The following is a 20,548-nucleotide window of genomic DNA, read 5'->3' on the forward strand; positions in this document are numbered from 1 at the left end:
TCCTGACGAATATAGGTCGAAAACATTCGCTGGACCGGAAAGAGCAGGTCAGCGCAGGCTGAACGCATGAACGAGATCTTCCCTCCCGTCGCGATCAACACCGAGGCGCCGCCCGCGCCGGCCCACCCGGACGGCGCGCGGGGCCCGCTCGGGCCGGCCTCGTGGTACGCACGGCCCGCCGCGCGGCACTGGACCGCGCCGACCGCCCCGCCCGCGCCGACCGCCGCGCACGCGTTCCACGCCGCGCTGCCCGACTACGCCCCCACCCGGTTGGTGGAGCTTCCGTCCCTGGCGGCCGAGTTGGGTGTCGGCCGGGTCTTCGTCAAGGACGAGTCGTCCCGGCTCGGGCTTCCGGCGTTCAAGGCGCTCGGCGCCTCCTGGGCGCTGCACCGCGTCCTGGCCGAGCGCGGGGGCGCGACGGCGGGCGCGTCCGGAGCGGCCGAACCGGTGGACGCGGGGGCCGGGGTGGCGGCCGGGCCTGCCGGGACGGAGCACGGGCCGATCGGCGCGGCGGCCGGACCCGCCGGGGCCGGGGTGGTCGCGGGGGCGGCCGAGCCGGTCACGTTCGTCACCGCCACCGACGGCAACCACGGCCGGGCCGTCGCCCGGATCGCCAGGCTCCTCGGTCAACGGGCCCACGTCTTCGTCTCGCGCGGCGTGCACCCCGAGGCCGTGGCCGCCATCGAGGGCGAGGGCGCCCGCGTGACCCGGGTGGCCGGGCCGTACGACCTGGCCGTGCGCGAGGCGGCCCGGGCGGTGGAGGACGCGGGGGACGGGCCAGGCGCGGGGAGCGGGTCGGGCCGGGAGGCGTCGCCGACCGTCCTGGTGCAGGACAGCGGGCGGCCCGGGTACGAGCGGATCCCCGGGTGGATCGTCGAGGGCTACGCCACCCTGTTCGCCGAGATCGACGCCCAACTGGCGGCGGCAGGGGCCGGCGCACCGGACCTCGTCGCCATCCCGGTGGGCGTGGGCTCGCTCGCACAGGCCGCCGTCACCCACTACCGCGCGCCGGCCCCGGACACTAATTCCGGTTCCGGTTCCGGTGCCGGTCCCGGTCCCGCGTTGCTCGCCGTCGAGCCCGAGGCCGCCGCGTGCGTGCTAGAGAGCCTGCGCCGTGGCGAACGGGTCAGCGTCGCGACCGGCGACACGGCCATGGCGGGCCTCAACTGCGGCACCCCCTCCAGCCTCGCCTGGCCCGCCCTGCGCGCGGGACTGGACGCGGCGGTGGCCGTGTCCGAGGCGCGGGCCGCGCGGGCGGTGCGGGACCTGGCCGCGCTCGGCGTACCGTCCGGGCCGTGCGGCGCGGCCTCGCTCGCCGGCGTACGGGCCGCGCTCACCGGCGACGGCGCGGCCGACCGCCGCGCGGCCCTGGGCCTCGGCCCCACGGCCACCCTCGTCCTGCTGAGCACCGAGGGCCCCGCCGCCAACCCACACGGCCAGGACACCAGCGCGCACGGCGAGTCCGCCGAGCCGCACGGGTCGGACGCCAACGCGTACAGCCAGACCCCCGACCCGTACGAGCCGGACACCCACCCGTACGGGCCAGGCAGCACCCCGCACGGACCGGCCACCCACCCGGAGGCGTGACGGGCCCAGGCGGCGGAGGCGGGCGGCGGGCCGTGCCGGCCAGCGGACCGGGTGGCGGACGGCGGGCTGGGCCGAGCGGCGGGCGGCGGGCCAGGCGGCGGGCGGTGAGCCCAGCGGCGACCCTGCCGCACCCGCCCGCTCCGACCCCCGCCCACCCCACCCCGCGCCCGGCCTACCCCTCCAGCACCAGCAGCACCTGGCCCGGCTCCAGATGGTGCTCCGGGCCGGGGGCGGGTATGCGGCGGAAGCCGCAGCGCTCCAGGAGGCGGACCGACGCCTCGTTGCTCGCGAACGGGTCGGCGTACAGCGGGCGGTGCTCCACCAGGTCGAGGAACTGGGACAGGGCGCGGGTGCCGACGCCACGACCCCAGAAGGGGCGGCCGAACCAGTAGCCGACCAGGCGCCGGCCCTCGTCCTCCCAGCACACGATGTTGCCCGCGACCTCGCCGTCCGCGACCACCGTCCGGTGGATCCCCGTCGGGTCGCCCAGCACGCGGTTCTCCCAGTGCGTCATGAACCGCTCCCGCTCCCGGGACGGGAAGACCGCCCGCCGCGCCGCCTCCGGGTCCTGCTCGAAGGCGAAGAACAGCTCCAGGTCCGCCCGCTCCACGGCGCGCAGCCGCACGTCCGCGACCCGGGCCGGGGCCCCTCCGCTGCCGTCCTGAGAAGTGTGCGCGCTGGTCATCGTCGGTCTCCCTCGTGTCGGTCGGCAGGACACCGCGCCCGCCGCTGACTTCCGACGAACAGCGTCGCACCCACCTCTGACAATCGCCCCGCGCGGCGGTCGCCCCGCCAGCTCCAGGCGGCGCACACCACTCGTCAGCGGGCCCCGATGCGGCCCATGGGGGAAGCGGTGCGTCACTCGTCCGGGCCCCTTCTCAGCGACGTGCGCGAGGTGGGCCCGGAAAGCGCGCGAAGACGGACTAGTTTCCCCGCGGCTGGCTACACGTGGCCCGACGTCCCTCAGGAGCCGTCCGCGCACCCGCGCGGCTCTCACGCGCTGGAGATTGAGGATCTCGATGACGACACGTACAACGGAACCCGTCTCTCCCGTCCCGGCGGCGGAGGGGCGGCGCGGCACGGGGCAGGTGATCGTCTCGTGGCTCAGCACGACCGATCACAAGAAGATCGGCCACCTCTACCTGATCACCTCGTTCTTCTTCTTCGTCATCGCCGGGGCGCTGGCCATGGCGATCCGCGCGGAGCTGGCCAGACCGGGCCTGCAGCTCATGTCCAACGAGCAGTACAACCAGGCGTTCACCATGCACGGGACGCTGATGCTGCTGCTGTTCGCCACCCCCACCTTCGCCGGCTTCGCCAACGCGATCATGCCGTTGCAGATCGGCTCGCCCGACGTCGCCTTCCCCCGGCTGAACATGCTGTCGTACTGGCTGTTCCTCTTCGGCGGGCTGATCGTCCTGAGCAGCTTCCTCATGCCGCAGGGCGCCGCCGACTTCGGATGGACGGCCTACACGCCGCTGAGCGGACCCGTGCGGACCCCCTCCGTCGGGGGCGACATGTGGATCATGGGGTTGGCGCTGTCGGGGTTCGGCACGATCCTCGGCGCGGTCAACTTCATCACCACCATCGTCTGCATGCGCGGGCCGGGGATGACGATGTTCCGGATGCCGATCTTCACCTGGAACGTGCTGCTCACCTCGATCCTGGTGTTGCTGGCCTTCCCCGTGCTCGCGGCGGCCCTGCTGGTGCTTGAGGCCGACCGGCGCTTCGGCTCGCACGTGTTCGACCCCGCGAACGGCGGGTCGCTCCTGTGGCAGCACCTGTTCTGGTTCTTCGGCCACCCCGAGGTCTACATCCTGGCCCTGCCGTTCTTCGGGGTGATCAGCGAGATCATCCCGGTGTTCGCGCGCAAACCGATCTTCGGCTACATGGGCCTGATCGGCGCCACCATCGCCATCACCGGACTGTCCGTCACCGTGTGGGCCCACCACATGTTCGCGACGGGCGCCGTACTGCTGCCGTTCTTCTCCTTCATGAGCTTCCTCATCGCCGTCCCGACGGGCGTGAAGTTCTTCAACTGGATCGGCACGATGTGGAAGGGCTCACTGTCGTTCGAGCCACCGATGCTGTGGGCGGTCGGCTTCCTCGTCACCTTCCTCTTCGGCGGCCTGACGGGGGTCATCCTGGCCTCGCCGCCGATGGACTTCCACGTGACGGACAGCTACTTCGTGATCGCGCACTTCCACTACGTCCTCTTCGGCACGATCGTCTTCGCCATGTTCGGCGGCTTCAGCTTCTGGTGGCCGAAGATGACGGGCACCATGCTCGACACCCGGCTGGAGAAGGTGCACTTCTGGACGCTGTTCACCGGCTTCCACGCCACGTTCCTGGTCCAGCACTGGCTGGGCGCCGAGGGCATGCCGCGCCGTTACGCCGACTACCTGGCGGCGGACGGGTTCACCGCCCTGAACACCGTCTCCTCCATCGGCGCCTTCCTCCTGGGCCTGTCCACGCTCCCGTTCCTCTACAACGTGTGGAAGACCGCCAAGAAGGGGGAGCGGGTGCAAGTCGACGACCCGTGGGGGTACGGGCGCTCGCTGGAGTGGGCCACCTCCTGCCCGCCGCCCCGGCACAACTTCGTCACCCTGCCCAAGATCCGCTCCGAGTCCCCCGCCTTCGACCTGCACCACCCCGACGTGGCCAAGCTGGACCAGGCGGAGACCACCGGGCAGCGCGACATCCTGGACCCCGAAGGCCACAAGGGCGACCGGTCGTGACGCGCGGCCGGTCCTGGACCTCCCGCCGCGAGGAGGCCACGGCGCTCGCCACCGAGGCGGAGGGCTTCCTGATGGCCCACGCCCACCACGCCGAGGCCCGGCGCGAGGCCCAGGCGCTCTGTGCCGAGCTGCCGTGGCTGACCGGCGCGCAGACGGACGACCTGGTGCGGCACTACGTCAGCCGGCGCCTCGCGCTCACCCGGCGGATGCTCGACGTGACGGTCCGCCGGATCGAGGAGCTGCGCGGGGAGTACGAGGCGCGGTACGCCCGACTGCGCCACCGACTCCTCACCTGCCACATCGCCCTGGCCACGGGCGCCCTCGCCGCTGCCGTGGCCGTCGGCGCCGCCGTGGCGACCTGGGCCCGGTGAGGCGGGGGCCCGAACCCGGCCCCCGCCCGCCGGCCCACCCCGGCCCCCGGCTGGCGCGACCGGGGGCCCCAGCCCCGGCCAGCCGGCCCGCTACGCCGGGCGGATGTTGTGGTTGTGGCGGAACAGGTTGTGCGGGTCGTACGTCGCCTTGAGGGTGCGCAACCGCGCGTAGTCCTCCGCCTCGTACGCGCTGCGGACCGCCTCCTCGGCGGTGTCCGCCGCCGTCTCCCCGGCCGTCTCCCCGGCCGCCTCCGGGCCCGCGCCCGGCGCGCGCTCGCCGCTCGGGCCCATGAACGGCAGCGACCGGCCGACGGTGACCGGCGCGGCGGCCGTGAGCAGGCGCTCGTGCACCGGGCGCACGACGTCGCGGGTCAGCGGCCCGCGCAGCGGCGAGAGCACGCCGAGCAGGTACGCGGCGTCGCGCAGGCCGATCGCGTTGGGGGCCTCCCCACGGCGGGCCAGCGCCCCGCCCAGGTGGCGCACCTCCGCGATGCACGGCACCCCGCCCGGCCGGGTCACGTCGAGGATCGCCTCCAGGGTGCGCGGGGTCAGCTCGCTGAGCAGCACGGTCTCCCCGTGGTACGGCATCGGGTCGGCCGGCTCGTTGAAGATGCTGGCGCACGCGGCGTACGGCATCTCGGCGACGGTGTCGATCAGCCGTGGCCCGATCGCGCGCAACGGCTCCACCAGTCGCTCGCCCTCCTCGGCGGGCCCGGTGTGCACCACCCGGACGTGCGCCACGAGCCGGCCGCGCAGCGGCTCGGGCACGGTGGGCGCGTCGGGGGCCGGGAAGAACGCGATGGACGAGGTCAGCGCCTCGGGCAGGCCGGCCGACCAGTCCCGGTAGGCGCGCAGCACGGCCTCGCCCTGGGTGGCCCCGTCGAAGTACAGCCCGCCGCCGTACAGCCGCGTCACCGGGACGAGTTCGACCTCCACCCGGGTCACGACGCCGAAGTTGTCCCGGCCGCCGAGCAGCGCCCAGTACAGGTCGGGCTCGCTCGTCGCGGTGACCCGGCGCAGCACCGCGTCGGGCGTGACCACCTCGATGGCGCGCACCCGGTCGGCGGCGAAGCCGTGGCTGCGGGCGAGCAGGCTGATGCCGCCGCCGAGGAGGTAGCCGACGACGCCGACGTGCGGGGCCGAGCCGTTCAGCGGCGCGAGGCCGTGCTCAGCCGCCGCGGCCACCACCGCGCCCCAGCGCTCGCCCGCGCCGATCCAGGCGGTCGCCGCGACGGGGTCCACGTGCACGCCGCGCAGCCGGCGGGTGCTGACCAGCACGCCGTCGGCGCTGGCGAGCGCCTGGCCGTGCCCGGTCGACTGCACGGCGACCGGCAGCCCACGGGCCCCGGCGAAGGCCACCACGGCGCTCACGTCGGCGGCGTCCGCCACCCCGGCGAGCACGGCGGGCCGGTGCGTCACGGCGCTGTTGAAGGTGGCGCGCTCCACGTCGTACGCCGCGTCGCCGGGCCGCAGGACGGGCCCCCGGACCAGGGCGGCCAGCGCGTCGACGGCGGCGTCCAGCGTCCGCTCGCCCGCTGCCGCCGCCGCGTCGGCGGCCGTCCGGGCGCCCGGGGCGGTCCAGCGCGCGTCGCGGCCGAGCCAGGCCGCCAACTCCTCGTACGCGTCCGCGCCTTCGGGCGCCGGCCGTACCGGCCCGAACGGCACCGGCCCGCCCCGCCGCTCCGCCGGCAGCATCTGGCGCGCCCCGGCCAGCGCGCCCCGCGCCAACTCCGGGTCGAGCGGCCGGCGGTCGCCCAGCGCCCGGGCCAGGTCCCACGCGTGCGCGACGACGTCCAACACGTGCGCCGCCAACACGCCCCGCCCCGGCACCTCGCCCCACGGCATCCGCACCGGGGCCGCGAGCGCGGCGTCATCCGCCCAGGCCGCGGCGAGTTCGGCCCGCGCCCGCGCGTACGCCGTGGCCCAGCCGTCGTCCGGCACGTCGGCCGCGGCGTCCGACCCCCCGGACAGGCCCTCGGGCGCGCCCGCCGCCCCGGTTTCGGCCGCCGTGGCGCCCAGCTCGGCCGCGCCGTGGGTGCCCCGCACCACGTGCCCGAGGAGCGCCCGCACGTCGAACTCGGCGCACGGCGTCGGGGCGCCCAACCGGTCCGGGCTCACGGCGTCGATCAGGGCGGCCATCTGGTCGGCGGCGCGCTCGTACTGGGGGCGCGGGTCGGGCACTGCGTTCTGCTGGCTCACGGGGGGCTCTCTCCGTTCGGTGTCACCACGGTCGTCGCGCGACCGGCGGTCCCGGCGCGCGGCCGGGCGGGCGCGGCGCACCGCGCCACGGCCGCACCGTCGCGCGCACCGCCGATCTCCTGACGGAGGCTGTCGCACTAACCTGACAGGTGCCGTCAGGTTTTCCGCGTCGGCCTGCGAAACTCGGCGCATGAAGTCGGACCGTCTGCTGTCGATCCTGCTGCTGCTCCAGACCCGGGCCCGGGTCCCGGCGGCCGAACTGGCCGAGCGACTGGAGGTCTCGGTGCGCACCATCTACCGCGACGTCGAGTCGCTGTCCGCCGCCGGCGTCCCGGTCTACGCCGAACGCGGCCGGCACGGCGGCATCTCCCTGCTCCCCGGCTACCGCACCGACGTCACCGGGCTCACCTCGCACGAGGCCAGGGCCCTGTTCGCGCTCACCGCGCCGGGCAGCCACAGCGCGCTGGGTCTGGACGGCGCGCTCAGGTCCGCGCTGCGCAAGGTGATGGTCGCGCTGCCCGCGCCGCACCGCCCCACCGCCGAACTCGCCAGCCGCCGCATCCTCATTGACCCCGACCGCTGGATGTCCGGCCCCCGCCCGACCGTCGACCTGGACGCGCTGGAGACGGCCGTGTTCACCGACCGCCGCCTGCGGCTGCGCTACCGGCACAGCGGCGCGACGCGCTCTCACACCTACACCGTCGACCCGTACGGGCTCGTCGCCAAGGCCGGCACCTGGTACCTGGTCGCCGACCGCGGCGGCACCCCGCGCCTCTTCCGCGCCGACCGCATCGCCACCGCGACCGTCACCGACGCCCCCGCGCGCCGCAGGCCGGGCGTGGAACTGGCCGACGCCTGGGAGTCCCTGCGCCGCGAGGTGGAGGAACGCCCGGTGGCGGTCCGCGTACGGGCCCGGGTGCGCAGGTCGCGCCTCGACATGCTCGTACGCATCGTCGGCTCACTCCTCGCCACCCGCGTCGAGGTGCTGCCCGAACCGGCCCCGGGCCAGCCGGGCTCGGGGCAAGGCCCGGCCCTGGCGCACGCCCCGGACACGGACCGGGCCCCGGGCCCGGCCCCGGACCCGGTCGCGGACGCGCGCGGGGACGCCCAGGCGGACGCCCCCGTGGGCGCCGACGCGGAGCGCGGCGACCCGGCGGACGGGGCCTCGGCGGACGACGTGGGTGGCGCGGCCGACATGGGCGACGCGCGCGACACGGGCGACGCGTACGACGAGTGGGTTACGGTCGAGATCGGGTACACGGTGGCGGGCGCGGCCCGCCAACTCCTCCAGTTCGGCACGGACGTGGAGGTGCTCGACCCACCCGAGGTCCGCGCCGTGCTGGCCGCGACCGCCGCCCGGATCACCGACCTGTACGGCGACGACGACCTGGCGGGGGAGCCGGCACCGTGAGCGGGCGCCGCGCCCGCCCGGAGCGGGGCGGCGAAGCGGCGGGTGCGGGTCGCGCGGGGGAGTGGGGCCCTCGGTGACTCCAAGGTAAGCACCCACCTTTTTGTACGTACTTGTCACCCCCGAGCGGCCGGGAGAGGCTGAGAGGGCCGGGCCAGCGCGGGTGGGAACCCCCGCCGCGCCCGGCCGGCCCACCCATCAGTCCACACCACCACGCGACCTCGTCACTCAGCCCCGCAACCCCATCCCATCAACCCACCCCGATATCCCAACCTCACCCGCCAACCGCTCGGCGTTGCCGCGCCGCTGACGAAGCGTCAGCACGCCGCCTGGTGCGCGGGCGAGGGGTAGGGGATGCCCAGCTCCATCATCCGGCGCGTGCCCCAGGCGCCGAGCGGGCCGAGCGCCGCGTTGAGCGCCAGGCCCGAGTCGGTGAGGGAGTACTCCACCTTCGGGGGCACCTCGTCGTACACCTCGCGGTGCACGACGCCGTCCGCCTCCAACTCCCTGAGCTGTTGGGCCAGCACCTTCTCGCTGATGCCCGGCAGCATCCGCTTGGTCTCGCCGAAGCGGCGCGGCTGGTCGTGGAGGGCCCACAGGATCAGGACCTTCCACTTGCCGTCGATGACATCGACGGCGGCGTCGAGGCCGCACACGTACGGCCGGTTCTTCTTGGTCAGCAGTTGTTCGCTCATCCCCACCTCACCGTGGCCCGTCTCCCACGCAACGCGCCACGACGCCGACCTGTTCCACCCCCGCGCCCCGCCCCACCCACCCACGTACCAGCCAACCTCCGTACGAACCAACCCCGCACCCACCCAAGGAGCGCCGCCATGTCCGCATCGCCCGAAACACCTGCCGCCGACGCCGCCACCACCGCCACCACCGACGCCGCGAGCACCCCCGCGCCCGCCCCCGTCACCGTGCTCGGGCTCGGGCCGATGGGGCGGGCGCTGGCCTCGGCGTTCGTCGCGGCCGGCCACCCGACCACGGTGTGGAACCGGACCGAGGGCAAGGCCGACGAACTGGTCGCCCAGGGCGCGACGGCCGCGAGCACGCCCGCGGAGGCGGTCGCGGCGAGCGAGCTGGTGGTCATCTGCGTGATCGACTACGCCGCCTCGGGCAGCATCCTGGAGGCCGCGGGCGACGCCATCAAGGGCCGCACGCTGGTGAACCTCACCGCCGACTCGCCCGACCGGGCCCGCGCCGCCGCCACCTGGGCCACCGAGCGGGGCGCCGACTACCTCGACGGCACGATCCTCACCCCGACCGTCACCATCGGCACGCCGGACGCCGTCTTCCTGTTCAGCGGCCCGGAGGAGCTGTACGAGACGCATCGCGCGACGTTCGCCAGCCTCGGCGGCACCGCCACCTACCAGGGCGCGGACTACGGCCGCGCGGCGGCGTACGACGTCGCGCTGCTCGACTTCTTCTGGACCTCGGTGAGCGGGCTGATGCACGCGTTCGCGCTGGGCAGGAAGGAGGACGTCGCGGCGCGCGACCTCGCGCCGTTCGCCCGCGGAATCCTGGACATCCTGCCGCCCATCATGGATCTGCTCGCGGGCAACGTGGACGACGGCGTCTACCCGGGCGACGACTCGCACATCATCTCCGTGGCGGCCGGCATCGACCACGTCATCCACGCTGCCGACGACCGCGGCATGGACACCGGGGTGCTGCGGGCCGCGCGGGCGGTGGCGCAGCGGGCCATCGACGAGGGGAACGGCACCGACGGCATCGAGCGCCTGGCCGAGGTGCTCGGCCGCCCGGCGGCGTAACGGTTCGTGGGGGTATCGGCCCGGGCGCGTCGGCCCGCCGGCGCGGCCGAGTGGTGGGACTCGCGGGCGTGTCGGGCCGCGCCGTAACGGTCCGTACGCCACGCCGACGTGGGACCGCGCCGCTCCCCGGGAAGGGGGTTCGGCCGCGGGCCCGTTCGTCTGTGCGGGTGCCTGGGGGCCTGGGGGGCACCCGTCACGCCGCGTACGGAAACTCCTCCTTCGCGGTGCGCAGCGCGCGGCCCCACCAGACGAGCTGGTCGAGCAGGCGCTTGGCGGCGGCGTTGGGCAGCTCCGGGTCTCTCAACGCGCCCTCGCCGTCGAAGAGTTCGCCGGCCATGGTGAAGCTGACGGTCTCGCGGACGGTGACCGAATGCACCTCGGCGAAGACGCCACGCAGGTGCTCCACGGCGCGCAACCCGCCGGATACCCCGCCGTAGCTCACGAAGCCGACCGGCTTGGCCTGCCACTCGGCGTGGTGCCAGTCGATGGCGTTCTTCAGCGAGGCGGGGTAGCTGTGGTTGTACTCCGGGGTCACCACGAGGAACGCGTCCGCCGCGGCGAGGCCGGGCGTCAGCTTCGCCAACTCGGCGGCCGTATCCGGATCGGGCCCCTGCCCGTACGCGGGCAGCGAGGTGGGCAGCGCGACGTCGGCCAGGTCGATGACGTCGACCTCCAGGCCACCGTGCTGGCGGGCCCGCTCGGTGATCCACCGGGCGACGACCGGCGCGAAGCGGCCACCTCGGTTGCTGCCGACGATGATGGCGAGGCGGAGGGTGGAAGCGGACATGGAGGCTCTCCTTCGGAGGTCAACGTGCGGGTGGCGCACGGCCGGTCGTGGCGCGGGCCGTGCGGGGTGGCGGCAGCCGCCCGGCCGCCACGGTGCGCGGCCCGGCTCGGTCCGGTGCGGGGGCGAACCGCCCGCCTCGGTGTCGATACACAGAGCCTCTGACTTAAACAATGGTTGAAGTCAAGCTACGGTGGGTGACATGACGCAACTTTCCAAGAACCGCTACGAACTCACCGTCGGCGAGCTGTCCGAGCGCAGCGGCGTGCCCGCGTCCGCGCTGCGCTTCTACGAGCGACAGGGGCTCATCCGGAGCCGGCGTACCAGCGGCAACCAGCGCCGGTTCGCCCGGGACACGCTGCGCCGGGTCGCCTTCGTACGGGTCTCGCAGCGCGTCGGCATCCCCCTCGCGACCATCCGCGACGTGCTCGGGCTGCTCCCCGAGGAACGCACGCCCGACCGCGACGACTGGGCGCAGGTGTCGCAGTGCTGGCAGGAGGACCTCAACGCGCGCATCCGGCAACTGGAGAAGCTCCGCGACCACCTCACCGACTGCATCGGCTGCGGCTGCCTGTCCATCGACCGCTGCGCGCTGGCCAACCCGTACGACCAACTCGGCGCCGAGGGCAACGGCCCGCGCCGACTGCTCACCGACGAGCCCGAGCAGACCGCCGCGTCCGCTGGCGGGTCGGCCGCCGGTGGGTCGGCCGGTGGCGCGCGGGGACGGCGGGCGGCGCCCCGGCGTACGGTCGCCGCGGAGCAGAGCGCCGGCGCGCGAACCGCCACCGTGCCGGTTGCCGCCGTGCAGGAGTACGAGTGCTGCACGGGCTGCGACGACGCGGTCTGACGGCGGCACGTCCTGACGGCGGCGCGGTAGGTCGGTGTGCCGCCGCCGGGACGGGCGGCCCCGACCCGCCCGGCGAAGCCGGGGCCTGGGTCCGGGCCGGGCTCGGCCAGAGCCCGCCCGCCCCAGCGGGAGCCCGTCAGCGGGGGCGCCCCTCAGCAGGAACACCCACCCCCTCACCACGGACACCCCCCCACGGGCACCCCCCCACCACGGGCACCCTCCCCACCACGGGCACCCCTCAGCCGGCCACCCTCAGAACGAGTCCGGGCACCACGGGCGGCGCCCGGCCCGCAGCAGCGCGTCGGCCCGCGCGGCGGCGCCCGCGCGGTGTTCCTCGACGCGGCCGAGGCTGACCAGCCGGGTGGGCGACTCGTCGCCGAGCCACAGCGGTCCGAGTTCGCCGATGTCCATGCTGAGGTCCGCGTCGCGGCTGGTCGGCACGCAGCTCGCACCGTCGGGGCCGGCCTCCAGCGCGAAGCGCCCGCCGGCCAGGCCCGCCGCGTCGTGCAGGTCGAGCACGAGTGAGCCCTCGACCGGGTAGGTGCGGGCCCGCATCAGATGGGGCACGTCCAGCGGGCGTATCCACAGCCAGTCCGCCTGGGCCTGCGGTACGGCCGCCCGCGGGTCGCCGAGCAGCAGCGGCAGCACGTCGTCAGGGGCGCGGTACCAGGTGTCGACCCGGACCACCCAGTCCACCGAGAACAGGAAGTACCACAGCGCGCTCTCCGCCGCCGGCGTGGTGGCCAGCAGCGAGCGCACCCGGGCCGTGTTCTCCGGCATCTTCGCGGCCCAGTGCTGGTCGATCGTGTACGTGAGCAGGCCCTCGACGGTGCCGTCGGGCCCCCGGTACAGCGCGTGGAACGGCTCCGTCCACTTGGTGCTCGGGTAGCGCAGTTCGCCGGTCTCCAGGCGCCACACCCGCTCGCTGCGGTTGACCATGCCGTGCCGCTGGGCCCGCAGCCGGTCGTGCAGGGCCGGCCCCTCGACCAGCATCTCCGCCGGGTCGACCAGGTCCACCCGCCCGCCCGGGTCCGCGATCCGCGCCGCCCGCCCCTTGCCCGAGACCAGCGGGGCGTCCCCTGGCCTGGCGTAGCCCGCGTTCAGGCCGGCCCGGGCGATGTCCACCGTCCACCGGGTGGTCCAGGTGGCGGGGCCGAAGCCGTACCGCCCGTAGATCGGGTACTCCGCCGCCAACAGCGTGGCCACCGCGTCGCCGCGCTCCTTGGCGGCGCGCAGGTCGCGGCCCATCATCTCGGTGAGCAGGCCGCGGCGGCGGTGCGTGGGGACGATGCTGACGTTGGTGACCGCGGTGGCCGGCACCGGCGCGCCGCCCACCGAGGTCAGTTCCTGGGCGAAGCTGCGGAAGCAGCCCACGCACCGGCCGTCGTCGAAGGCGCCCCGCGTACGGTCCAGGTTCAGGCCGGGCCGGCGCAGTTCCACCTCCTCCTCGCTGATCACGGGGTCGAGGAGGAAACCGGTGTTGCAGGCGCGGAGCCAGTCGGGGACGTCGGTGTCGGTGATGGTGCGAATGTCTAGGGCCATGGGAGCACGCTAGGTACCCGCGGCCCCAGGTGCATCGGGATTTCCCAGGAACCTCAGAAGGCCGCTCGTACCTCACCGACCCGCTCGCCGCCACCGAGCAGCGGGGCGTCCGCGATCCGGGCGACGACCGGCGCGTCCACGCCCATCCGGGTCAGCACCCGCGCCAGCACGGGACCAAGGGCCCGGGTGCCGCCGTCGTCGAGCTTGAACGCCAGCGCCCGCCCGTCCGGCAGCGCCACCGCCTGCACCGCCTCGGCGCCCATCTTGGCCAGCGTCCCGGGCACCTCGCGCATCAGCCAGGTGTCCGCGCGGCGGGTACCCGCCACGTACTCCGGATGCGCCCGCATCGCGTCCGCGACCCGCCGCTCCGGCGTCCCGGGCTCGGCGCGCACGAACGAGCGGAACGCGCGGGCCAGACCGGTCAGCGAGATCGCGAGTAGCGGGGCCCCGCACCCGTCGACCCCCACCCGCGTCACCCGCTCACCGCTGGTCTCCTCCACCACCTGCCGCACCAGGCGCTGGAGCGGGTGCTCGGGCTCCAGGTACGTCTCCAGCGGCCAGCCGTTCAGCGCGCAGGCCGCGAGCATGGCGGTGTGCTTGCCCGAGCAGTTCATCGTGACGCGGTCCCTGACCTGCCCCGAGGCCAGGTACGCCTCCGCCTCGACGGGGTCGAGCGGCAGGTCGGGCGGGGTCTGTAGGGCGCCAGGCGGCAGCTCGGCCTCGGCCAGCATCCGGTGCACCAGGTCCCGGTGGAAGCCCTCGCCCGAGTGGCTGGCCGCCGCGAGCGCCAGCCGCTCGCCCGTCAGGTCGAGGCCGGCCCGCAACACGGCCGCCGCCTGCATCGGCTTGTTGGTCGACCGCGGGAAGACCGGCGCGTCCACCGTCCCGAGGGACCAGGCCACGCCGCCGTCGGCGTCGAGCACCACGAGCGAGCCTCGGTGTCGGCCCTCGACGAAGCCGGAGCGTACGACCTCGGCGAGGACCGGGGGTATGGCGGCCGGCTGAGCGGGGTCAGCGGCGGCGGAGGGAGAGGAGGGGGCGGAGGACATCGTCGGCCTTCCTGCTTCCTGGTCGGTGGTGCGGGCGGGGGGTGCGACCTCCCCGGGCACTCACGGCACTCACGGGAGCAGGTCGTCGACTTGGGCTTCCCCCTCACGGTACCTGCGGGTGATCTCGGCCCCGCAATCGTCCGCCGTCCGCTGCAACTGCTGCCGCCGCCCGGAGACCCGCTGCTCGTAAGCGGTGAGCCGACCCATCGCCCGGTCCAGCTCCTCGTCCGTCCTGGCCTGCAGGTCCGACAGCTCGACCTCGGCCAGCATCTCCTCGGCCAGTTGCCGGTACGGGCCGCTGCGCGGCGCGCCCAGCGTCACGTGCCGGGCCGACGAGCGGTACCGCGTCGGCCCGTCGGTCAGGATCTCCGAGAGCCGGTCCACCACCGTGCGCGGCGGGTCGGCCACCGGGGCCGGCGCGCTGGGCGCCGCGCGGTGCGCCAGCTCGGCGCGGATGATGTCGATCCGCCCCTGGAGCAGCCGGCGTACGTAGCTCAGGTCCGCCTCCTCCGCCTGCGAGCTGCGGCGCAGCGCGCGCAGTTCGGCCAGGCGCAGTCCGTCCAGGGCCAACACGGTCGCGGTCGCCTCCGCCAGATGTCCGGGGCGCCCGCTGTGCGAGCGCGTGTGCGGCACGTCGACCGTCCCGCCGAACCAGGCGTCCGGCGCCGGCTCCGCCACGGCACGTGCCGGCCGCGGCGGGTGGGCGGGGCTCCCCGGGCTCGTCGCGGACGACGACCGGGCGGTTGGTACGGAGCCGGGAGACTGCCCGGCGCCGGGTGTAATCATGCGTTTCCGTCCCCTCAAACGGTGCGCGAGCTGGTCGCGTTGTCCACATAACGCACCGCCTGCACGCATCGTGCCACTCTGTGCGGTCCGTCCGCACCGGTGGAACACCCGAACAGCCCAGATGGCGGCAGGGCATCATGGTGCACATGCGTGCTGTGATACAGAGGGTCGACGGGGCCAGCGTCACCGTGGGTGGCGAGACGGTGGGGGAGATCGTCGGCGAGGGGCTGTGCGTCTTGGTCGGCGTGACCCACGACGACACCCCGGCCAAGGCCGCGCAACTGGCCCGCAAGCTCTGGTCGGTGCGCATCCTGGACGGCGAGAAGTCCTGCTCGGACACGGGCGCCCCGCTCCTGGTCATCAGCCAGTTCACGCTCTACGGCGACGCCCGCAAGGGCCGCCGCCCCACCTGGAACGCCGCCGCCCCCGGCGAGCTGGCCGAACCCCTGGTCGACGAGGTCGTCGCGGCCCTGCGCCAGTTGGGCGCCCACGTCGAGACGGGCCGCTTCGGCGCCGACATGAAGGTGTCCCTGACGAACGACGGGCCGTTCACGGTGCTGGTGGAGGTTTGAGGGGGCGGCGCTGTTCGCCGACCTCAGCGCACCTCGTCCACCCGCCGCAGGACGTTCTCGGCGAGATCCCGGAACTCGCGGTAGCAGGTCTGTACATACGTCTGCGTGCTGCCGAGGGCTCCGTCGGCCGCCTTGAGGTCGAACATGGGCTTGCGCGCGTCGTGGGCGAGCGGCATCAGGCTGCGGTAGTTGCGCAGGGTGGCGATGCGGTACTGATTGTCGTCGTGCGAGGGCGGGTGCTGGTCGAGTACAGCGCCGGAATAGAGCGCGGGGATGCGTTGCAGCCAGCGCTCGTATGCCTTGACTGGCCGATCGAGGCGAATTCCAGGCTGCATGATGACGTACCCGAGGGGCGTCATCGTCGCAGCTGGGGCAGAAATGTTCGCGGGCACTTGGGGGAGCACCAGTGTCTGCCAACTTCGACGCCATCCGCGCAGCGTCGGTCCCAGGTTGCTGAGCCCCTTGAGGGAAAAGAGGTCTGCCGCGAGCGGCATGAGCACGGAGTCAGCGGCGATGAGCGCAGCGCGGTTGATGGCGCCAAGATTTGGGCCGACGTCGATGAGGACCACGTCCGCCTGGACGGCCTGAGCCGCGTGCTTGACGATGCGGTGGAAGGCAGTCGTCGTGCGGACCGCTGCCGGATCCCCGGCAAACGATTTAAACCATTCGTTGGAGAGCTTGTCCTCGAAGCGGCTGAGATCAAGACTTCCAGGCAACAGCCACAGACCGGGCTTCAAGGGCGCCGGTTCCACGTGCGCTGCGTCCCCCGTCCCCTCCAGGATCGGCCAAACGGCATCGGCGATCGTCTGTCCTTCTTGTACTCGACCGGTGCCGTGAAGTGTGGCGGGGGCTGCGCCCTGGGCGATCAGTTCCGACGACGTGTTCCACAGTTCCTCGATCTCGCTCTCATCCAGGCACATGGACGTCAGGTTGGCCTGCGGGTCCAGGTCCACGGCGAGCACTTTGTACCCGAGTCTGCTGAGCATGTGTGCGAGGTGATAGGCGAGGGTTGTCTTGCCGACCCCGCCCTTGTTGTTGAACAGCGCGATGGAGGTCATGCGGCTCTCCGGATGATTACGGCCTAGGACGCGCCGTCAACCTGGTGTCGGCTGTCGGCACCGCCATCCACGGCACGGCGGCCCACGTGCACCCGGCGCCAAGCCGAAGCGGTTGCCGTAGCCTACGCCCTCCACCACCACTGGGAGTGTGGGTTGTTGTAGGCGGTGGCGCGATCGAAGTTACTGCCGTGTGCCTGTTCGAACAGGACTCGATGTGCCTCGATGCGGTCGTTAAGCCACACTCCGAGGTTCCCGAAAGACGAGCCTTCCAAGCCCCCGCCAGGGGCTACGGCTCGACCACCACCTCCTGCGCCGCCGCCGTCGTGCCGGCCAGCAGGGTGGCGTCGACGGGGACGTTGCGCTTGACGAGGGCCAGGGCGATGGGGCCCAGTTCGTGGTGGCGGGCCGAGGTGGTGATGAAGCCGAGTTGGCGGCCGTCGGGGCCGTCGGAGGCGAGGCGGATCGGGGTGCCGTGCGGGGGGAGGTGGACCTCGCTGCCGTCCAGGTGCAGGAAGACCAGGCGGCGCGGGGGCTTGCCCAGGTTGTGGACGCGGGCGACGGTTTCCTGGCCTCGGTAGCAGCCCTTCTGCAGGTGCACCGCCGTGCCGATCCAGCCCAGCTCGTGCGGGATGGTCCGGTGGTCGGTCTCCAGGCCGAGCCGGGGGCGGTGGGCCTCCACGCGCAGCGCCTCGTGGGCCAGCACGCCGATCGCCGGGCCGTGCGCGTCCGCGAACGAGGCCAGTTCGCCGCGGGGCAGGAACACGTCGCGGCCGTGCGCGGTCTCGCGTACCGCCGCGCCGTCCGGGACCTCGGCGATCGAGCCCGCGGGCAGGTGGACGACGGCGAACTCCTCGGTGCGGTCGCTCACTTCCACCCGGTAGAAGAACTTCATGCTCTCCAGGTAGGCGATCAGCTCGGTCTGGGTGCCGGGCTCCACGTGGGCCCAGACCGTCGTGCCGTCGTCCACCAGGTACAGCGCGTGCTCGATGTGGCCGTTCGCGGACAGGATCAGCGACTCGGTGGCGTGCCCGACGGGCAGTTCGCTGACGTGTTGGGTGAGCAGCAGGTGCAGCCAGCTCAGCCGGTCGTCGCCGGTGACGGTGACCACGCCCCGGTGGGAGAGGTCGACGAAGCCGGAGCCGTCGGCGAGGGTGCGCTGTTCGCGGAACAGGTCGCCGTAGTGACCGGCGACCCCTTCGTCCGGACCCTCCGCCGGTACGGCGCCGGGGAGCGACAGCAACGGACTGGCGGGTGATTGTCGCAGCATGCCCCCAGCCTACGGCGCCGCCGTCGGCTCCTCGCCGGCTTCCCCGCCGCCCGTGCACTTCGCACATCGCCCGAAGATCGCGAAGTGCTTCAAATCGGTGTCGAAGCCGAAGCTCTCCCGCAACTGGCGGGTGAACGTCTCGGCGATAGCCTGATCAGCCTCCAGCACGTCCGTGCAGTCTCGGCACACCAGGTGCAGGTGGTGGTGGCGCGCCGCCACGTGGTACGTCGGCGAGCCGTGCCCCAGGTGGGCATGGCTGATCAGGCCCAGCTCCTCCAGGAGGTCCAGCGTGCGGTAGACGGTGGAGATGTTCACCCCGCTCGCCGTCCGGCGCACCTCGGTGAGGATGTCGTCGGGGGTGGCGTGCTCCAGGGTGTCCACGGCCTCCAGCACGAGCTGGCGCTGCGGGGTCAGTCGGTAGCCGCGCGCCCGCAGGTTGCTCTTCCAGTCGGTGGTCGCCACGCCGCCAGTGTAAGTGACTTAGGTCTCCCTTACCTCGGACGGTTTCCGTCGCGTCGTACCGAGCGCAGGTAGTCGCCGAGCGCGGTGACGGCCGCCGCGTTGCGCGGGCTCTCCACGAGGTCCGCGTAGTCGAGGGTGAAGATGCGCTTGTTCTTGATCGCCGAGACGCCGGCCAGCGGCGGGTAGTCGAGCAGGAACTTCCTCTTCTGCTCGGCGCTGGTGTCCCCGTAGTTGTTGATCACGATCACCTCGGGGTCGCGCTCGACGACGGTCTCCCAGCCGACCGTGACCCAACTGTCCTTGAGGTCCTTCATGACGTGGTCGCCGCCCGCCTTGGTGATGATGTCGTGCGGCCCGGCGTACCTGCCCGAGGTGAACGGCTTGTCCCGCCCGTCGTCGTACAGGAAGACCGTCGGCCGCTCCTTCGGCGCCCTGGCCGCCGCGTCGGCGATCTGTCGCTGGTAGTCGCGTACCAGCTTCTCGGCCCGCTCCTCCACGTCGAAGATCTTCCCGAGGGTGCGCAGGTCGGTGTAGAGCGCGTCGAGCGGGGACATCACGCCGCGCGCCTTGCCGACGCCGTTCCGGCAGGACTCGGTGAGCAGGTACGAGCCGACGCCGAGCTTCTTCAGCGCGGCCGGGGTGAACCCCTCCGACTCGCGGAAGCCGTAGTTCCACCCGGCGAAGACCAGGTCCGCCCTGGCGTCGAGGACCAGTTCCCGGTTGATCTCCCGCTTGGAGAGCCAGGGCACCTTGTCGTACGCGTCCTTGTACGGCACCGCGTCCAGGTCGCCCTTGTCGTCGGGCATGACGTAACCGGCCATCCGGTCCTCCAGGCCGAGCGCGAACATGATCTCGGTGATGCCGACGTCGTTGGTGACCACGCGCTCGGGGGCCTTGTCGTACGTCGTCTCGGTGCCGCAGTTGGTGATGGTGACCGGGTAGTGGCCGCCCTTGCCGCCGTCTGCGGTGGCGTTCTTGTCCTTCTCGTCCTTGTCGTCGGAGACGCTCGCGCCGCAACCGGCGACGGTGAGGACCAGGGCGAGGGACGCGGCGATGGTGGCGGGGGTACGGAGGCGGGTGATGCGCACGGGGCACTTCCTCAGCGGGTGGCGGGGACGGTGGTGGCGGCGGCGGACTGGTGGGGGAGGCGGTCGAAGAGGAGTTGCAGCGCGCCGCTCACCGGGTGCCGTACCTGGTGGCCGCGGACCTGGAACACCTCGGCGAGCAGCGTCGGCGTCAGCACCTCGTGCGGCGGGCCGGAGGTGACGATGCGGCCGTGCGCGATGACGTACAGCAGGTCGCAGTGTTGGGCCGCCAGGTTCAGGTCGTGCAGCGCGGTGAGGACGGTCAGGCCGCCGGTGGGGCCGGCCTCGGCCCCCGGCCCGGACCCTGGCTGGGCACCAGGCTCGGACCCTGGCTGGGCATCAGGCTCGGCCTGCGACCCCGGCTCGGCCTGCGACCCCGGCTCGGCCTGCGACCCTGGCTGGGCCTCCGGCCCCGGCCCGGCCGTGGCTCCCGGCGTGGCCCGGAGCAGGGCCAGGACCTCGAGCTGCTGGGCGATGTCCAGGTGGTTGGTCGGCTCGTCCAGGACCAGGATGCGCGGCTGTTGGGCCAGCGCGCGGGCGATCAGCACCCGCTGCTTCTCGCCGCCGGACAGGGTCAGGAAGCCGCGGTCGACCAGGTGGCCCGCGCCGACCGTGGCCAGCGCCTCGGTGCAGGCCCGCGCGTCGGCCGCCGAGACGCGCCCGGTGGCGCTCTGGTGCGGCATCCGGCCCATCGCCACCACCTCGCCGACCGTGAAGTCGAACTCGCTGGACGACTCCTGCGGCAGCGCCGCCAGCCGCCGCGCGCCCTCGCGCGGGCTCAGCGCGTGCAGGTCGTCGCCGTCCACGAGCACCGCGCCGGCGCTCGGCCGCAGCGCCCGGTACGCGCAGCGCAGCAGCGTGGACTTACCGCTGCCGTTCGGCCCGACCAGCCCCACCACCTGCCCGCTGGCGGCCCGCACGGTGGCGTCGGCCACCAGCTCCGCGCCGCCGATCCGCACCGACAGGTGCTCGATGTCGATGCGCATCAGGCGCCTCCGGAGTAGGGGTACGAAGC

The 20,548-nt window shown here is 73.6% G+C and carries 19 protein-coding genes; 7 read left to right on the top strand and 12 right to left on the bottom strand.

The window, feature by feature from the left end:
* Positions 1-66: 66 nt before the first annotated feature.
* A complete protein-coding gene (locus H7H31_RS19215; protein ID WP_232109960.1) occupies positions 67-1,587 on the top strand; it encodes a pyridoxal-phosphate dependent enzyme in 1,521 nt (506 codons plus the stop codon).
* Positions 1,588-1,759: 172 nt separating this feature from the next.
* Here H7H31_RS19215 and H7H31_RS19220 read toward each other — a convergent pair whose 3' ends face one another.
* A complete protein-coding gene (locus tag H7H31_RS19220; protein WP_187059865.1) occupies positions 1,760-2,272 on the bottom strand; it encodes a GNAT family N-acetyltransferase in 513 nt (170 codons plus the stop codon).
* Positions 2,273-2,606: 334 nt separating this feature from the next.
* Here H7H31_RS19220 and ctaD point away from each other — a divergent pair, with 334 nt between their 5' ends.
* Entirely contained in the window at positions 2,607-4,325 is a 1,719-nt protein-coding gene (gene ctaD / locus H7H31_RS19225) for an aa3-type cytochrome oxidase subunit I (RefSeq protein ID WP_187059866.1), read from the top strand.
* Positions 4,322-4,696 carry a hypothetical protein gene (locus H7H31_RS19230; protein WP_187059867.1) on the top strand — a complete coding sequence of 125 codons (375 nt, stop codon included), beginning with the start codon at positions 4,322-4,324 and terminating at the stop codon, positions 4,694-4,696. The genes ctaD and H7H31_RS19230 overlap by 4 nt, the downstream gene beginning before the upstream one ends.
* A 90-nt stretch (positions 4,697-4,786) precedes the next feature.
* Here the strand turns inward: H7H31_RS19230 and H7H31_RS19235 are convergent, their stop codons facing one another.
* The gene (locus H7H31_RS19235; RefSeq protein WP_232109961.1) at positions 4,787-6,895 is read right to left on the bottom strand and encodes a TIGR03086 family metal-binding protein; all 2,109 of its coding nucleotides are present in this window, start codon (positions 6,893-6,895) and stop codon (positions 4,787-4,789) included.
* Between the two features lie 190 nt (positions 6,896-7,085).
* On the opposite strand from H7H31_RS19235, the gene H7H31_RS19240 reads away from it, so the two are divergent.
* Positions 7,086-8,306 carry a helix-turn-helix transcriptional regulator gene (locus H7H31_RS19240; RefSeq protein ID WP_187060142.1) on the top strand — a complete coding sequence of 407 codons (1,221 nt, stop codon included), beginning with the start codon at positions 7,086-7,088 and terminating at the stop codon, positions 8,304-8,306.
* Positions 8,307-8,620: 314 nt separating this feature from the next.
* On the opposite strand, the gene H7H31_RS19245 is transcribed toward H7H31_RS19240, so the two are convergent.
* The gene (locus H7H31_RS19245) at positions 8,621-8,998 is read right to left on the bottom strand and encodes a winged helix-turn-helix transcriptional regulator (protein WP_187060143.1); all 378 of its coding nucleotides are present in this window, start codon (positions 8,996-8,998) and stop codon (positions 8,621-8,623) included.
* A 138-nt stretch (positions 8,999-9,136) separates the two neighbouring features.
* Between H7H31_RS19245 and H7H31_RS19250 the strand changes: the two genes are divergently transcribed.
* Positions 9,137-10,081, top strand: coding sequence for an NAD(P)-dependent oxidoreductase (locus tag H7H31_RS19250; protein ID WP_187059815.1), 945 nt, complete (start codon positions 9,137-9,139; stop codon positions 10,079-10,081).
* A 193-nt stretch (positions 10,082-10,274) separates the two neighbouring features.
* Here H7H31_RS19250 and H7H31_RS19255 read toward each other — a convergent pair whose 3' ends face one another.
* A complete protein-coding gene (locus H7H31_RS19255; protein ID WP_187059816.1) occupies positions 10,275-10,868 on the bottom strand; it encodes an NADPH-dependent FMN reductase in 594 nt (197 codons plus the stop codon).
* Positions 10,869-11,067: 199 nt separating this feature from the next.
* Here H7H31_RS19255 and soxR point away from each other — a divergent pair, with 199 nt between their 5' ends.
* On the top strand, positions 11,068-11,712 hold the full coding sequence (gene soxR, locus H7H31_RS19260) for a redox-sensitive transcriptional activator SoxR (protein WP_187059817.1): 645 nt from the start codon (positions 11,068-11,070) through the stop codon (positions 11,710-11,712).
* Between the two features lie 252 nt (positions 11,713-11,964).
* Here soxR and H7H31_RS19265 read toward each other — a convergent pair whose 3' ends face one another.
* The 3 genes from H7H31_RS19265 to H7H31_RS19275 all read right to left on the bottom strand — a co-directional run bounded on the left by H7H31_RS19265 (position 11,965) and on the right by H7H31_RS19275 (position 15,089).
* Positions 11,965-13,254 carry a GNAT family N-acetyltransferase gene (locus tag H7H31_RS19265; protein ID WP_187064260.1) on the bottom strand — a complete coding sequence of 430 codons (1,290 nt, stop codon included), beginning with the start codon at positions 13,252-13,254 and terminating at the stop codon, positions 11,965-11,967.
* A 53-nt stretch (positions 13,255-13,307) separates the two neighbouring features.
* On the bottom strand, positions 13,308-14,303 hold the full coding sequence (locus tag H7H31_RS19270; protein ID WP_187064261.1) for an asparaginase: 996 nt from the start codon (positions 14,301-14,303) through the stop codon (positions 13,308-13,310).
* 69 nt (positions 14,304-14,372) lie between these two features.
* Complete coding sequence (locus tag H7H31_RS19275) at positions 14,373-15,089, bottom strand: RsiG family protein (protein ID WP_187064262.1); 717 nt, start codon at positions 15,087-15,089, stop codon at positions 14,373-14,375.
* A gap of 146 nt (positions 15,090-15,235) precedes the next feature.
* Between H7H31_RS19275 and dtd the strand changes: the two genes are divergently transcribed.
* Positions 15,236-15,661 (top strand): D-aminoacyl-tRNA deacylase, encoded by a 426-nt coding sequence (gene dtd / locus H7H31_RS19280; RefSeq protein ID WP_187064263.1) that lies wholly within the window; start codon positions 15,236-15,238, stop codon positions 15,659-15,661.
* A gap of 23 nt (positions 15,662-15,684) precedes the next feature.
* Here dtd and H7H31_RS19285 read toward each other — a convergent pair whose 3' ends face one another.
* The 5 genes from H7H31_RS19285 to H7H31_RS19305 all read right to left on the bottom strand — a co-directional run bounded on the left by H7H31_RS19285 (position 15,685) and on the right by H7H31_RS19305 (position 20,519).
* Entirely contained in the window at positions 15,685-16,719 is a 1,035-nt protein-coding gene (locus tag H7H31_RS19285; RefSeq protein WP_187064264.1) for a ParA family protein, read from the bottom strand.
* Positions 16,720-17,005: 286 nt separating this feature from the next.
* A complete protein-coding gene (gene ygfZ / locus H7H31_RS19290) occupies positions 17,006-17,986 on the bottom strand; it encodes a CAF17-like 4Fe-4S cluster assembly/insertion protein YgfZ (RefSeq protein ID WP_187064265.1) in 981 nt (326 codons plus the stop codon).
* A 9-nt stretch (positions 17,987-17,995) separates the two neighbouring features.
* Positions 17,996-18,448 carry a Fur family transcriptional regulator gene (locus H7H31_RS19295; protein ID WP_187064266.1) on the bottom strand — a complete coding sequence of 151 codons (453 nt, stop codon included), beginning with the start codon at positions 18,446-18,448 and terminating at the stop codon, positions 17,996-17,998.
* A gap of 29 nt (positions 18,449-18,477) precedes the next feature.
* Positions 18,478-19,530 carry an ABC transporter substrate-binding protein gene (locus H7H31_RS19300; protein ID WP_187064286.1) on the bottom strand — a complete coding sequence of 351 codons (1,053 nt, stop codon included), beginning with the start codon at positions 19,528-19,530 and terminating at the stop codon, positions 18,478-18,480.
* Between the two features lie 17 nt (positions 19,531-19,547).
* Positions 19,548-20,519: an ABC transporter ATP-binding protein gene (locus tag H7H31_RS19305; RefSeq protein ID WP_187064267.1), complete on the bottom strand. Its 972-nt coding sequence runs from the start codon at positions 20,517-20,519 to the stop codon at positions 19,548-19,550.
* Between the last annotated feature and the right edge of the window lie 29 nt (positions 20,520-20,548).

The organism is Streptomyces buecherae (genome assembly GCF_014295035.1).
In the GTDB taxonomy this organism is placed as follows: Bacteria; Actinomycetota; Actinomycetes; order Streptomycetales; family Streptomycetaceae; genus Streptomyces; species Streptomyces youssoufiensis.